The sequence below is a fragment of the Flavobacterium sp. genome (genome assembly GCF_028689845.1).
GTDB lineage: Bacteria > Bacteroidota > Bacteroidia > Flavobacteriales > Flavobacteriaceae > Flavobacterium.
On sequence record NZ_JAQVCH010000030.1, the window covers coordinates 1 to 15,155 of the forward strand.

12 protein-coding genes are annotated in these 15,155 nt (G+C 33.9%); 11 read left to right on the forward strand and 1 reads right to left on the reverse strand.

Translation table 11 applies throughout. The features are described from left to right. The 11 genes from PHR76_RS10740 to hemN all read left to right on the forward strand — a co-directional run. Positions 1-1,061: hypothetical protein (locus PHR76_RS10740; RefSeq protein WP_300062248.1), on the forward strand; the 1,061-nt coding region annotated here is incomplete at its 5' end. A 145-nt stretch (positions 1,062-1,206) separates the two neighbouring features. After that, entirely contained in the window at positions 1,207-2,856 is a 1,650-nt protein-coding gene (locus tag PHR76_RS10745) for an OstA-like protein (RefSeq protein ID WP_300062327.1), read from the forward strand. 104 nt (positions 2,857-2,960) lie between these two features. Further along, positions 2,961-4,139 carry an aspartate aminotransferase family protein gene (locus tag PHR76_RS10750; protein WP_300062251.1) on the forward strand — a complete coding sequence of 393 codons (1,179 nt, stop codon included), beginning with the start codon at positions 2,961-2,963 and terminating at the stop codon, positions 4,137-4,139. Between the two features lie 173 nt (positions 4,140-4,312). Next, on the forward strand, positions 4,313-5,710 hold the full coding sequence (locus PHR76_RS10755; RefSeq protein ID WP_300062254.1) for a tetratricopeptide repeat protein: 1,398 nt from the start codon (positions 4,313-4,315) through the stop codon (positions 5,708-5,710). Between the two features lie 73 nt (positions 5,711-5,783). Continuing rightward, complete coding sequence (locus tag PHR76_RS10760) at positions 5,784-6,749, forward strand: DUF368 domain-containing protein (RefSeq protein ID WP_300062257.1); 966 nt, start codon at positions 5,784-5,786, stop codon at positions 6,747-6,749. Between the two features lie 27 nt (positions 6,750-6,776). Beyond that, positions 6,777-7,433, forward strand: a complete 657-nt coding sequence (locus PHR76_RS10765) for a VTT domain-containing protein (protein ID WP_300062260.1) — start codon at positions 6,777-6,779, stop codon at positions 7,431-7,433. Continuing rightward, a complete protein-coding gene (locus PHR76_RS10770; protein WP_300062263.1) occupies positions 7,426-8,211 on the forward strand; it encodes a shikimate dehydrogenase in 786 nt (261 codons plus the stop codon). The genes PHR76_RS10765 and PHR76_RS10770 overlap by 8 nt, the downstream gene beginning before the upstream one ends. A 111-nt stretch (positions 8,212-8,322) precedes the next feature. After that, positions 8,323-10,398 (forward strand): DUF349 domain-containing protein, encoded by a 2,076-nt coding sequence (locus tag PHR76_RS10775; protein WP_300062266.1) that lies wholly within the window; start codon positions 8,323-8,325, stop codon positions 10,396-10,398. Between the two features lie 98 nt (positions 10,399-10,496). After that, positions 10,497-10,841, forward strand: a complete 345-nt coding sequence (locus tag PHR76_RS10780) for a hypothetical protein (protein WP_300062269.1) — start codon at positions 10,497-10,499, stop codon at positions 10,839-10,841. A gap of 77 nt (positions 10,842-10,918) precedes the next feature. Then, positions 10,919-11,407 (forward strand): hypothetical protein, encoded by a 489-nt coding sequence (locus PHR76_RS10785; RefSeq protein WP_300062272.1) that lies wholly within the window; start codon positions 10,919-10,921, stop codon positions 11,405-11,407. A gap of 159 nt (positions 11,408-11,566) precedes the next feature. Beyond that, positions 11,567-12,925, forward strand: a complete 1,359-nt coding sequence (gene hemN, locus PHR76_RS10790) for an oxygen-independent coproporphyrinogen III oxidase (protein ID WP_300062275.1) — start codon at positions 11,567-11,569, stop codon at positions 12,923-12,925. Positions 12,926-13,012: 87 nt separating this feature from the next. On the opposite strand, the gene PHR76_RS10795 is transcribed toward hemN, so the two are convergent. Next, positions 13,013-15,142, reverse strand: coding sequence for an elongation factor G (locus PHR76_RS10795; RefSeq protein ID WP_300062278.1), 2,130 nt, complete (start codon positions 15,140-15,142; stop codon positions 13,013-13,015). Positions 15,143-15,155: the final 13 nt, after the last annotated feature.

Here is a 15,155-nt window from a genome sequence, read left to right on the forward strand (position 1 = left end):
TCCTCTTAAAAGCCCATAACGTCAATTTTAAAGTAGAAGGAATTGTTTTAAACGAAAAAACAATCAATAAAAAAATACCTTTCTCTTATCACAAATATTTTTTAAATTGTGATAGTCTTTATTATGGTGACAATGCGTTTTATACCATTAAAAGCAATCAACTGTCAGCAACAAAAAACGGACTTAATCTTAAAGATTTTCAGCTAAAACCAAAATATAGCCGAAGAGATTTTGTACAAAAAATTCCAAAAGAAAAAGATCTATATTCGATTTTTGCCGAGGAAATTTCACTAAATAATATGGCTTGGGGATTTAAAAAGGATACGTTTTTCTTTAAAACTCAATCGGTGGCTATTCACCAAATGAATGCCACTATTTTTAGATCAAAAATTCCAGAGGACGATTTGTCAAAAAAAGAGCTCTACAACAACTTATTACGAAATTTAAATGCCGATATTAAAGTTGACACCCTTCAAATAAAAAATTCTTTTTTAACCTATGAAGAAGGGAAAACATTTGAAAATGAGCCAGGAAAATTAATTTTCAGTGATTTCAATATGTTTGTTCAAGATATTGAAAGCGGTTTAAACAAATCGAAATTACCTGATGTAAAAATCAAAGTAAATTGTAATTTCATGAAAAAATCGCCTTTAAAAATAGATTGGTCTTTTAATGTATTAGATAAAACAGAAGGATTCAAAATCAAAGGTTCTATTTTTAAATTTGATGCCAAAGAGTTAGAAATCTTCACAAAACCTTATATCAACATAAAAATTAATGGAGCATTAGAAGAAGTTTATTTTGATTTCATAGGAAATGATTTGATTAATAAAGGTGATTTTTCTTTAAAATATGACGACTTAAAAGTGGTGATTTATAAAGGTAATAAACGAGTTGAAAAGAACAAATTTTTATCAGCCATTGGGAACTTAATTGTGAAAGATGATTCTAATAAAGAACTCAAAACCGTAAAAATTGAAGTTAAACGCAATCAAGAAAAATCATTTTACAATTTTCTTTGGATAAGTATTGCCGATGGGCTAAAACAAATTTTAATTTAAAAACTGGTTTTAATCAATTCAAAAGTATAAATTTCAGGTAATTGTGGGAAATCTATAATCTTTCTATCATTTATAAACTTTAGCCTAAAAAAATCCTAACATGCATTGCCCTTCCCCGCTTTTTACTAATTTTGAAAAAAATTAACTGTTGAAAACCAAATTCTTTGTCCTACTCTCTCTGTTTTGCCTCCATTTTGTAACGGCTCAACAAAAAAAGGAAATCTTTGTAGAATATGCCGAGTTTTTTGACGTGGACGAAATCCAATTTCCAGATGCGATTTTACTGACGGGAAATGTGCGTGTGAGTCACGAAGGAGCGATTTTGTTTTGCAACAAAGCCTATTTATTCAAAAAAGAAAATTACCTCAAAGCTTTTGGCGAGGTACGAATGGTTCAGGGCGACACCATTACGATGACCAGTACCTATGCCGAATATAACGGTGAAAACAAACTCGCCTATGCTTCTGGAAATGTAATTATGACTTCGCCAAGTTCGACCTTAAAGTCGGAAGTCGTGCATTTCGACAGAAACAGCCAACTCGCCTATTACACTACAGGTGGAACCATAAACGATAAAGAAAATGTGCTCACCAGTCAAGCTGGAACGTATGTGGTGCAAAACAAAATGTACCAATTTCGTAAAGCTGTAACTATTACAAATCCCAAAACAGTTATCAAAACCAATCACCTGGATTACTATGAAAACGTAGGTCACGCCTATCTTTTTGGACCTTCTACGATTACCAGCAAGGAAAATTATATTTATACCGAAAAAGGTTTTTACGACACCAAAAAAAACTTGGCCCATTTTGTCAAAAACTCATATATCAAATACAACAACCGCCGTATCGAAGGAGATAGTTTATATTATGACCGCAACAAAGATTTTGCATCGGCTACACGAAATGTAAAAATTACCGATTCAATCAACAATAGTATCGTAAAAGGGCATTATGGCGAAATCTATAAAGCAAAAGATTCGCTAATGATGACCAAACGTGCGGTAGCGATGACCTTGGTCGAAAAAGATACATTATATATTCACGGAAAACGATTAATTGTAACCGGAAAACCAGAAGAACGCGTGATTCGAAGTTATCCCAACGTCCGATTTTATAAAATCGATATGAGCGGAAAGTGTGATTCGTTACATTCGTCAGAAAAAACAGGACTTACCAAGCTAATGGGTAATCCGGTGATGTGGAATTATGAAAACCAAATGACGGGCGATTTGATGCACCTTATTTCCAACAAAGAAACTGAAAAACTCGACTCATTAAAAGTACTCAATAATACCTTTATTGCGTCCAAAGACACAATTGGTACTGGTTTTAATCAAGTAAAAGGACAAAATCTCTACGGAAAATTTAGAGATAATAAACTCTATGAAGTCGATGTGGTCAAAAATACTGAAGTCATCTATTATATGCGGAATGACGAACAAGAACTTATTGGCATTAATAAAAGTGCGAGTAGTAGCATCAACATGACGTTGGATGAAAATGAAATTAACTCCATTACCTTTTTTACGAAATCGGAGGGCGAGATTTATCCTGAAAAAGACTTACCCGAAAATGCTCGAAAACTTAAAGGTTTTATTTGGCGTGGCGAGGAACGAATAAGGTCAAAAGACGACATTTTTCCACCCGAAGAACAAGAATATGAAGAGCAGATGAAACGAGAAACCCAAGCTGATGCCAAAAAAGAAGTTGTTCCGATGGAAGTCCGAAAAGAAACGTTAGAACAACTAGAATTGTTAAAAGAGGTTAAGAAGGAAGTAGATAGTAGGTCGTAGATAGTAGGTCGTAGGTAGTGGGTAGTAAAAACAGTGGCGTCAGCAAACATCCATAACCCATCAGCCAATACCTGCAAAAAGCCATTATAACCCATAGAAAAAAAATGAAAAACGATTTCCTAAAATACCAAGCACAAACCTCACCTTATCCGTTAGGAATGGAAGTCTCGCATGCCAAAGGAAGTTACATCTACGATACCAACGGGAAAAAATTCTTAGACTTTGTAGCGGGCGTTTCAGCTTGCAGTTTAGGACATCAACCGGCACGTGTAAACCAAGCGATAAAAGACCAACTAGATAAATATTCGCATGTGATGGTCTATGGCGAATATGCCCAAGATCCAGCCGTGGCGTATTGCAAATTGTTAGCCGAGAACATGCCGGAAAGTTTAGATAAAACCTATTTGGTCAACTCTGGAACAGAAGCAACGGAAGGAGCTTTAAAACTCGCCCGACGCGTAACTGGCCGTAGTCAACTCATTTCATGCCACAATGCCTACCACGGTAATACAATGGGTTCATTAAGTGTAATGGGTTTTGAAGAACGCAAACAGGTCTTTCGACCATTAATTCCAGACGTCGATTTTATTACCTTTAATAAGGAATCCGATATTGAAAAAATAACAACACGAACGGCTGGCGTCATCTTAGAAAGCATTCAAGGTGGTGCTGGATTTATCCAACCTACGAACGGGTTTTTAACAAAAATTAAAGCCCGTTGTGAAGCAGTTGGAGCCCTTTTAATCATCGATGAAATTCAGCCCGGTTTTGGCCGAACGGGTAAACTTTTCGGATTTGAAAACTATAATGTAGTGCCCGATATTGTAATTATGGGTAAAGGAATGGGCGGCGGAATGCCTGTTGGAGCATTTACTGCCAAAGCAGCATACATGGATTTGTTGAGTGATAATCCAAAATTGGGCCATATTACTACGTTTGGCGGACATCCTGTCATTGCTGCGGCTTGCTTGGCAACCTTGCGGGAAGTAACCGAAACAGACCTCATTCCGCAAACCTTAGAAAAAGAAAAACTATTTCGGTCACTTTTGGTACATCCTTTGATAGAAGAGATTAGAGGAAAAGGATTAATGTTAGCCGCGATGATGCCGAGTGCAGAAATTACTAATGACGTTATTTTTAAATGTCAAGATCAAGGATTAATTTTGTTTTGGTTGCTTTTTGAAGAAAAAGCCATTCGCATTACGCCTCCTTTAACCATTTCAGAAGATGAAATTCGAGAAGGTTGTGCGATTATCTTGGAAGCTTTGGAGGAGATAGTTTAAAAAGTTTAAAGTTTAAAGTTTAAAGTTTAAAGTTTTTAAAATACTAAACTTGAAATGCAAAACATAACACCTTAAAACCTGTTAATTAAATTGTTTAAAACATCTTTGGCTAAAAAAACATAAAAGCCTTTCCTTTCCTATTTTAGTAGTGGGATAATTTTAAAAAATCGAGTATGCATTTAAGTCACGAAGAAGACGATTATAACCTGTCCTTATCTAAATTTGAATCGATGTTGAAAACCAATAAAGTTTTCTTTTTCGATTCAGAAGAGTTTGAAGAAATTATTCTTCATTACTTGGATATGGGCAAGGCATCGCTCGCTAAAAAAGCATTGAAATTAGCGTTAGATCAGCATCCTAAATCAACGGGGTTAAAGTTGGTTCAAATTGAGATGTTGATTTATGATGATAAATTAGAAGTTGCCGAAAAAATGCTCAATGAACTTTATGCCATTGAGCCCCATAATGAAGAAATTTATATTCAAAAAGCCAACATCTATTCTAAACGAGACCAGCATGACAAGGCTATTGAAGAACTCCAAAAAGCCTTAACTTTTACAGATGATTTTGCCGATGTTTATAATTTGTTGGGCATGGAATATTTGTTTATGGATAATCTAGAATTAGCCAAATACAACTTTATCAAATGTTTAGAAGTTGATATGGAAGATCAATCTGCTTTGTATAATGTGGTCTATTGTTTTGAATTTTTAGACCAACCCAAAGAAGCAATTGCCTATCTAAAAGAATACATCGAAAAAAATCCATATAGCGAAATTGCTTGGCATCAACAAGGTCGATTGAGCTACGGTATCAAAGATTACGAAAATGCGTTGCGAAGTTTTGATTATGCCACTTTAATTGACGAAGAGTTTATTGGGGCTTTTATGGAAAAAGGAAAGTCACTCGAAAAATTAAAACGTTATGAAGAAGCCATCGAAGCATTCCAACGTACTATTGAATTAGAAGACCCTACCTCCTATGCCTTACTTCGCATTGGAAAATGCTACGAAAAATTAGGAAATAAAGCGGAAGCCATTCACTATTACAACAAAACGGTGCATGAAGATCCATTGTTAGACAAAGGTTGGATTGCAATTACCGATTTTTATATTCGATTAAAAAATTACCAAAAAGCATTGTATTATGTCAATAAAGCATTGGCAATTGATAATGAAAATCAGCTATATTGGAAACGCTATGCCAATATTAATCGGCAAATGAATTTTTATGAAGAAGCCGAGTTTGGTTACCGAAAAGCAGTTGAATTTGGTGATTATCAACTAGATACTTGGTTATTCTGGGTAGATATCATGCAGTTTTTAGGCGAATTTGATAGTGCCATTCAGACTTTAGTACAAGCATCAGAATATTTTAAAAATGACTATGAAATTGAATACCGTTTGGCCGGAATGTATTATATGTTACTAGATAATACCAAAGGAAAAAAACATTTGCTAAAAGCCTTACAAATCAATTCCAATAACCGAACACTATTTCAAGAGTTGTTCCCAGTGGTTTGGGATAGAAAAATCGTGCAAAATGTAATTATCAAACATTTAAAATCTTAGGAATATTTCATTCCTACTTATCAAAAAAAAATCCTTAATTTGCGTTCCGTTTCTAAAACGGAACGCTTTTTTTATGAGAAAATTTTTTCCTGATTATTTTTTAATCACACTCAAAGGATTAGCTATGGGTGCAGCCGATGTCGTTCCCGGTGTATCTGGCGGAACCATTGCCTTTATTTCTGGAATTTATCAAGAACTCATTGATACAATCAATAAAGTTGATTTATCTTTTTTCCCTTCATGGAAAAAAAACGGATTCAAAATCGCTTGGCAACAAATTAACGGGAGTTTCTTAGTTGCCTTATTATTGGGAATCGCCATTAGTATTTTAACTTTTTCAAAAATCATCACCCATTTATTAGCAACACAACCTATTCTGGTTTGGTCGTTCTTTTTTGGCTTGGTGGTTGCGAGTATATTTTTTATCGGAAAACAAATTTCTAAATTTTCAATTGGCGTATTGGCATTCTTTATTGTTGGAACAGTCATTTCGTATTACATCACCATTGCCGAACCTGTTGCTTCTCCCGATAGTTATTTTTTCTTGTTTCTTTCAGGATTTATAGCGATTATAGCGATGATTTTGCCCGGTATTTCTGGAGCTTTTATCTTGTTATTACTGGGCTCTTATGCGGTTGTAATTGGCACCATCAATCAATTTCGAGAAGGTTTAATAACCTTAAATCCTACCCAACTCTATCATGCTCTTTTAAAACTTGGTGCTTTTGCAATTGGAGCGATTTTAGGATTAAAACTCTTTTCTAAAATCTTGCATTGGATGTTTGATAACCATCGCAATACTACGTTGGCTCTATTAACCGGTTTTATGTTAGGTTCTTTAAATAAAGTATGGCCTTGGAAAAAAATAATATCTACCAGAATTGACTCCCACGGCGTAGAAGTTCCGTTTATAGAAAAAAGTATCTTACCGATGCATTTTGAAGGCGACTCACATTTAATAATCGCATTTGTTTTGATGATTTGTGGTTTTTTAACTATTTTTATAGTGGAAAAAGTGGGAGCCAAATATTCTAAATAAAGGAAAAGCATCCCAAACAGCAACTAAATGGATTTATTTGACTTATTTATAAAATTTTTATCCCAGCCTGACCAAATTCTGTCCAAGCTCATTGAAAAATATGATAATTGGATTTATGCTATTTTATTCTTGCTTGTTTTTGCTGAAACAGGTTTAATTGTCATGTCTTTTTTAATGCCCTTTCTACCCGGAGATGCTTTAATTTTTGCTATTGGAATGATTTCCGCTCGAGGCGAATTAGATATCGTTATCATTGTCCCTTTATTAATAGTCGCTGCTTTATTAGGGGACAATGTGAATTATTATGTCGGAAAAAAGTTTGGTTCGTTTATACTTCATAGCGATAAAAAGTTCATCATTCGAAAAAGTCATATTGAGCGTGCCCAAACATTTTTTGATAAACATGGGAGAAATTCCATTATTATCGCTCGATTTATTCCAGTAGTTAGAACCATTGTGCCATTCTTAAGTGGCACAACCAATGTTCCATACAAAACCTTTTTAAAATACAGCTTCATCGGAGCAGTACTGTGGGTTGCAGTTATTAGTATGCTTGGCTATTTCTTAGGCCAAATTGAATACGTCAAAGAACATTTAGAGAAGTTTATCATCTTGATTATTATCGTAGCAAATATTCCATTAATAAAACAGTTTTTGCCCAAAAAGAAAGTAAAAAATGAGTAGGTTATTTGGTCTTATCGGAAAAAACATTAGCTATTCTTTTTCTAAAAAATATTTTACTGAAAAGTTTGAAAAAGAAAAGCTAACCGATTGTGAATATGAAAATTTTGATTTAATTCGAATTGCTCAATTTCCAAAAATAAGAAGAGAAAATCCTACTATTTGTGGGATGAACGTAACCATTCCTTACAAAGAAAAAATAATTCCGTATCTCGACAAAATACATCCCAAAGCGGAAAAGATTGGAGCAGTAAATTGCATCAAAATCACCAAAAAAGGAAAACTAAAAGGGTATAATACCGATTATTACGGATTTAAAAAATCCATTCAACCGCTATTACAATCCCATCATCAAAAAGCTTTAATTTTAGGAACTGGTGGGGCGGCTAAAGCGATAGCATTTGCTTTAGACGAATTGGGAATTTTATATACGTTTGCTTCACGAAGTAAAACCGAAAACAGCTTAGATTATCGTTTCATAAATGCTACAACATTTGATAATTTCAAAATAATCATCAATTGCACCCCTTTGGGAACACATCCAACTATTGAAGAATATCCACCAATTCCTTTCGATTTTTTTACGTCAGAACATTTGGCATATGATTTAATTTATAATCCGGAAGAAACAATCTTTTTAAAACAAGCCCGATTAAAAGGAGCAATAACAAAAAACGGATTAGAAATGTTACAAATACAAGCAGAAAAAGGCTGGAAAATTTGGAACAAAAATAGTTTTTGCAACAAAATAGAAAGTGATTCTCCTTTAAAAAAAATGTAAATACTATCTTTGATAAAACAAAATAGGGATAAATACGGACATTTCTTTGAATTTTTAATGAGTGTTTAGTATCTTTAACCGCTATAATATGAACCTTACACATTTTTTACAATGTTAGAAGAAAAGAATGATAACCTGTCGCCAATTGAAAATGAGACAGACGGAAACCAAGAAAATGTTTCAATCGACGAAGCAACACAAGCTGTTGATATTACAGAAACACATCAACTTGCTGATGACGAAGCAATTGAACCAAATTCTGAATTAAATTCTGAATTAATTGCGTCAATTGAAGAAGCAGAAACTGCAATGCCGATTGAAGAAGTAGCAGAACCCGTTAGCTCACTTTCGGAGGAAAATAGTGAAACAGCACAAGAAGGAAATCAAAATGTGTTGAAATCTATTGACGAATCCAATGCGGAAGAAAGTGAAGATGAAACATTGAAAGAACGTCATAATATTCCGATGTTGGAATATGATACCTTATCAATGGATTCTTTAGTGGAAGAGCTGGAAAAACTGGCTTTGGTTGAAAAAGTAATGTCTGTCAAAGAACATGTAGAAGAAATTAAGAAGGAATTTTTATCTAAATACCATCATTTTATTGATGAGAAAAAAGAAGAATTTGCTGCAGAACAAACAGAAGGCTCTGAAGATTTTCATTACCATTTACCTTTAAAAGATAAATTTGATCAATTATATAAACAAATAAAAGGGAAACAACATACCCATTTTAAAAGTTTACAAAATAATTTAAACAGCAATTTGACTCGTCGAGAAGAAATTGTAGAAGAAATTAAAAATTTAATTAATCCGCAAGAAAATATTAAAGACACGTTAAAACACTTTAATGAATTGCGAGAAGAATGGCGAACAATTGGGCCAATTCCGAGAGATAAATATAACCATGTTTGGAACAACTATCATTTTCATGTAGAAAATTTTTATGATATTTTACACTTGGATAGAGAAGCCCGAGATTTTGACTTTAAACATAATTTAGAGCAAAAGCAAAAGATAATTACTCGTGTGGAAGAGTTGGTTTTAGAAGAAGATATTGCCAAAGCATTCCGTGAGTTACAAGATTTACACCGCATTTGGAAAGAAGAAATCGGACCAGTAGATAGAGAACACCGCGAAGAAATTTGGAATCAATTTAGTGCATTAACCAAACAAATGCATGACAAACGCGAATCGTTATATGCCAATCAACGCGAAAAAGAAAATGCCAATCTAGAGCGTAAAACGGAAATCATTGCTGAAATTGAAAAATTGGCCACAGAAGAAGTAACCGTACACTCACAATGGCAAGCCTTAATTGAAAAAGTAGAACATTTGCGTAATGCTTTCTTTTCTGCAGGAAAAGTGCCAAGTGAAGTAAACGAGGCAACTTGGGCTTCCTTTAAAACCGCTGTAAGAAGCTTCAATGCACATAAAAATGCATTTTATAAAGATATTAAAAAAGAGCAAAACGACAACTTGAGTAAAAAAATGGCTTTAGTCGAAAAAGCCAAAGCGTTGAGTGTTAATGAAGATTTTTCTGCAGCCACACCAATAATGAAACAAATTCAGGTGGAATGGAAAGAAATTGGTCATGTACCAAGAAAATATTCTGACAAAGTCTGGAAAGAATTCAAACAAGCTTGTAATCAGTATTTTGACCGAATGAAAGCAACTCGCAATGAGGCGAATTCAGAAGAAATGGAAGCTTTTGATAAGAAAAAAGCTTATTTGGATACCATCAAAGAATTTCAACTTGTTGGTGATCATAAAACCGATTTGGATGCTATAAAAGCCCATATTGAACAATGGAAATCATTTGGTCGCGTACCCTTTTCTAGAAGACATGTGGAAGGAAAATTCAACAAAATTTTAGATGCCTTGTTTGAAAAACTAAGCTTGAGCAAAAAAGATGGAGATATGATGCGTTTTTCAAATAAATTAGAACAGCTTGCTGGCTCTGATGACCATCGTAAACTAGAAGGTGAAAAAATATTTATTATTCGGAAAATTGAAGAAGTACAATCTGAAATTTTACAATTAGAAAATAATATTCAGTTTTTTACCCATGCTAAAAAAGACAATCCGTTAGTGAAAGAAGTATTTAAAAACATTGAAAAACACAAAGATGAATTACATACTTGGAAAGAAAAACTCAGCCAATTACGCAATTTAAAAAACGAATAAATCGCAATAAAACTGTTCTTAAAACCATACCGAAACGTATGGTTTTTTTGTTTTGAAAAATAAATAATTTGCATCGAAACTTTGCTTACATTTGTTCCGTGAAATGGATAAAACATAGCGTTGTTTTAGCAAGTTTGATTGCTTTATTTGTGTTGGGCTCTACGTCCACAGTTATTCCTGTTGAAAAAAATGTTTCGAAAGAACAACGTTTACAATCGGCAGAATCTATTCAGTCGGTTGGACTTATTCAATCGATTTCAGAAAACCAACAACAAGTTGTTTCAAAAGTAAACAAGACTTCTTTTTCCAATTATTTTCTTCATTTATTTGAAGTTTCCGCTATATTTATAATTAAACCCTTTTCCCTTTTTCTTGCTCAACAAGATATCAATCGGTGTGAAAGCGTTTCAAAATTACTCTTTCCGTATCATTATTTTTGGTAATCCGTTTTTGAATATTCGTGATTCAAACTACTTTTAGATAAACTAAAAGTAAAAACTAATATACCTAAAAAATAAAAATGGAAAATTCCACCACCTTAATCGGATTAGTATTAATTCTAATCACTGTATTCCCTGTTTTTTTAATGTTGCGTACGCAAAGCCAAAACAAAAACAAAATCGAGACTATTCTCAAAGGATTCAACCAAGGAAATTCAGCAGAATTTTCTAATCGTGATAACATCAATAACAAAATTGTTGCCTTTAACGAACAAAAGAAAAAACTAGTCCTAATTGATTTAAACACTAAACCAGAACTCGTTTCTTATGTAGATTTAAATGAGATGAGCGACTGCAAAATCATTCGTGAAGTAGAACATAATCACCACGCACCTAAGAAAAAAGAATTTGTGACGAAAGTAGAATTACAATTTAAAAACAAAACGAATTCGCAAGAAACGGCGATGAAGTTCTATGATTTTGAATATGAAAAACCTATTCAAATCACCTATTACAGAGATAATCAACTCGCAGAGAAGTGGTTTGAAGTCGTCAAAAAATCAATTTAAGTTAAAAAAAAGCTCTCCACAGAGCTCTTTTTTTTGTATGACAATTATCATTTTTTTTTAAAACTCACTCATTTACCTTTGGTTTGTATTTGAGGGATTCTGTTTAAGAATAAAAACTGAATTCCAACTTCATAAAAGTCTTTCAATAAAAATTAAAAAATGTCATTAATACAAAAATATAATGTTCCTGGTCCGCGGTATACAAGCTATCCTACTGTTCCGTATTGGGATGAAAATAGCTTTTCAGTATTGAAATGGAAAGAAACATTACAACGTTCTTTTCATGAAAGCAATACTTCAGAAGGAATTAGTTTGTACATTCATTTGCCTTTTTGTGAAAGTTTATGCACATTTTGTGGTTGCAACAAACGAATCACAAAACGACATGATGTAGAAGATCCATATATTACTGCTGTTTTAAAAGAATGGGACTTATATTGTGAGATACTTCCTAAAAAGCCAATTATAAAAGAAATACATTTAGGTGGTGGCACCCCAACTTTTTTCACCCCTGAAAATTTAGAACGTCTCATTAATGGTTTATTTGTGAATGCGAATAAACACGAAGAACATGAATTTAGTTTTGAAGGACATCCGAACAATACCACACGCTTGCATTTAGAAAAATTATACGAACTTGGTTTCAGGAGAGTCAGTTTTGGAGTGCAAGATTATTCAGATACGGTTCAAAAAGCAATTCATCGTATTCAGCCTTTTCACAATGTGGCGAAAGTAACATTTTGGGCCAAAGAAATTGGTTATACTTCCATTGGTCATGATTTAATTTTTGGCCTACCTTTTCAAAAAGTTGAAGATGTACTCGATACCATCGATAAAACCAATTCGTTACATCCGGATCGATTGGCCTTTTATAGTTATGCACATGTACCGTGGATTAAAGGAAATGGTCAACGTGGATTTAAAGATGAAGATGTGCCTAAAGATGAGGAAAAACGCATGTTGTATGAATTAGGCAAAAAACATTTGGCTAAAAAAGGCTACCATGAAATTGGGATGGATCATTTTGCACTAGCTACTGATAGCATGTACCATTCGTTTAAAGAAGGCCGTTTACATCGAAATTTTATGGGTTATACGTCATCAAAAACCAAAGTAATGATTGGATTAGGTGTTTCTTCCATTAGCGATAGTTGGTATAGTTTTGCTCAAAATGTAAAAACTATTGAAGAATATTATGCTTGTTTGGAAAAAAACGAACTACCCGTTTTTAAAGGACATCTTTTAACCGAAGAAGATTTGATTATTAGAAAACATATCTTAAATATAATGTGTCAGTTTCATACGAGCTGGTCAGACTATGGCACTTATTTTTCAGAACTTCCTGAAGTCATTACACGTTTACACGAAATGGAAGTAGATGGACTAGTCAACATCAATGAAAAATCTATCACTGTAACAGAAAAAGGTAAAACTTTTATTCGCAATATATGCATGGCTTTTGATTTGCGAATGACTCGTAATGCTCCCGACACCCAATTATTTTCAATGACAATATAAAGAAGTAATTTCCATCAATACGTTTAAATACCATTAAAAAAAGCCCGATTCAATTCGGGCTTTTTTGTGGATAAAGGTTAGGTTAATTTATACCTCTTGTAATTCATTTTTGAACGATTGAATTAAATCCTGCTGAATTTCAAAAGGTACTTTTTCATAACGTGAGAATTCCATAGCTATCTTTGCTCTGCCCTGAGACAAGGAGCGAGTAGTCGCTAAAAATTCATGCATTTCTGCAATTGGAATTAAGGCTTTGATTTTAGTAAAATGTCCCTCCGCATCCATCCCTTCAACCAAAGAGCGATGCGATTGAATGGCACTCATCACCGAACCTGTAATTTCATCTGGCGTAGTAATAATGACCTCATAAATAGGTTCTAATAATTGCGGGCTGGCTTTTATAAAATTTTCTTTAAAAGCCATCATTCCAGCAATTTTAAACGATAAATCATTGCTATCTACCGCATGCATTTTTCCGTCATAAACAATGACACCAACATCTTGCACATGCGAACCCGTGAGCGGTCCTTCTTGCATTTTTTCCATAATTCCTTTTAGAATTGAAGGATGAAAACGCGTATCGATTGCTCCACCTACAATACAATTATAATACATTAATTTTCCGCCCCAAGGCAAATTAATTTCTTCTTTTCCTCGGATAGAATAAGCTGTTGGTTCTGGTAATTCTGGAGACCATGGAAATATTTTCATAGAAATCTCTCCAAATTGCCCTGCCCCACCTGATTGTTTTTTATGGCGATAGGTTGTTTCTGCTTCGCTTTGAATCGTTTCACGATAAGCCACTTTTGGTTTAGAAAAAGTAACAGATAATTTATGAGCGTTTTCTATTTTCCACTTAATTACAGCCAAATGTAATTCGCCTTGACAGTGTAGCAAGGTTTGTTTCAATTCTGCTGAAACTTCAATTTTGATACTCGGATCTTCTTCTACCAATTGATGTAAAGCAGCAGCTAATTTTTCTTCTTCCCCTTTTTTGGTTCCTTCTACGGCAATTGTATACGTTGGCGTAGGAAATTGAATCGGTAGTATAGCAATTGGAAATCCTTTTTCATGTAAGGTATTGTTGGTATGCGTATTTTTTAATTTGAGAGTTGTTCCAATATCACCAGCAGTAAGTTCGTCTACAGGAATGCGTTTATTTCCCTCCATTTCAAACAATTGCAGTATTTTTTCTACTTGACCCGTTTCTTCATTTGTCAACTCATCGCCCACTTTCACTGTTCCAGAAAGTACTTTAAAAAAACTTAAATCACCTACATGCGGTTCGGAAAGTGTTTTATAAATAAAAATAGCCGTTTTCCCTTTATCGGAACATGGAATTTCACGATTATCAATTGTTAGTTGTGGAGGCATTTCATAAGCTGATGGACATACGTTATCGATAAATCCCATTATTCTTCCTGCTCCCATATTTTGTTTAGCAGAAATACAGAAAACAGGAAATATATCATGCTTGATTAAGGAATGATGCAATCCTAGCTTCATTTCATCTTCATTCAGTTCCTCTTTCTCAAAATATTTTTCCATCAATTGTTCATCATTGGCCGCAATAGTCTCAATTAATTCTTTATGCAATTGCATGGCTTTTTGTTTTTCCGAATCAGGAATAGCAAGTTTTTCAGGTTTACCTCCTTCTGGTCCATATTGATACATTACCATATTCAACACATCAATAATTGCATTAAAACCAGAACCCTGATTAACAGGATATTGTACCAATACCACTTGACTACCAAAATGAGCTTTCGCTTCTGCTACAGTTTTATCAAAGTCGGCGTTTTCATGGTCTAATTGGTTAATTGCTAAAACTAAAGGTAACTTAAATTCGTGAGCATAATGCCAAATGATGTCAGTTCCAACTTCTACTCCCATTTTGGAATTTAGCAGCAACAAACCGCATTCTGCCACTCGCATCGATGAAATTATTTCACCCGCCAAGTCATCATATCCTGGCGTATCGAGTATATTGATTTTATAGCCTCGCCATTTAGAATTAACCAATTTTGAAAAAAGTGTTTTTCCTTTTTCATGCTCTATTTCGGTATAATCGGCGATGGTATTTTGATCTTCAACCGTTCCGCGTCGGTTGATAATGCCAGATTCAAATAACATGGCTTCTGCTAACGTGGTCTTACCGCTATTGGTATGACCAAGCAACACCACATTTTTAACGTGCTTACTATCAAACTGTAACATATCCTAGTTTTTA

Bases quoted from the DNA above. Each gene is read 5' to 3' on its own strand.
- PHR76_RS10795 (WP_300062278.1), bottom strand. From the start codon at position 15,142: ATGTTACAGTTTGATAGTAAGCACGTTAAAAATGTGGTGTTGCTTGGT.
- PHR76_RS10760 (WP_300062257.1), top strand. From the start codon at position 5,784: ATGAGAAAATTTTTTCCTGATTATTTTTTAATCACACTCAAAGGATTA.
- PHR76_RS10785 (WP_300062272.1), top strand. From the start codon at position 10,919: ATGGAAAATTCCACCACCTTAATCGGATTAGTATTAATTCTAATCACT.
- PHR76_RS10750 (WP_300062251.1), top strand. From the start codon at position 2,961: ATGAAAAACGATTTCCTAAAATACCAAGCACAAACCTCACCTTATCCG.
- hemN (WP_300062275.1), top strand. From the start codon at position 11,567: ATGTCATTAATACAAAAATATAATGTTCCTGGTCCGCGGTATACAAGC.
- PHR76_RS10765 (WP_300062260.1), top strand. From the start codon at position 6,777: ATGGATTTATTTGACTTATTTATAAAATTTTTATCCCAGCCTGACCAA.
- PHR76_RS10755 (WP_300062254.1), top strand. From the start codon at position 4,313: ATGCATTTAAGTCACGAAGAAGACGATTATAACCTGTCCTTATCTAAA.
- PHR76_RS10770 (WP_300062263.1), top strand. From the start codon at position 7,426: ATGAGTAGGTTATTTGGTCTTATCGGAAAAAACATTAGCTATTCTTTT.
- PHR76_RS10775 (WP_300062266.1), top strand. From the start codon at position 8,323: ATGTTAGAAGAAAAGAATGATAACCTGTCGCCAATTGAAAATGAGACA.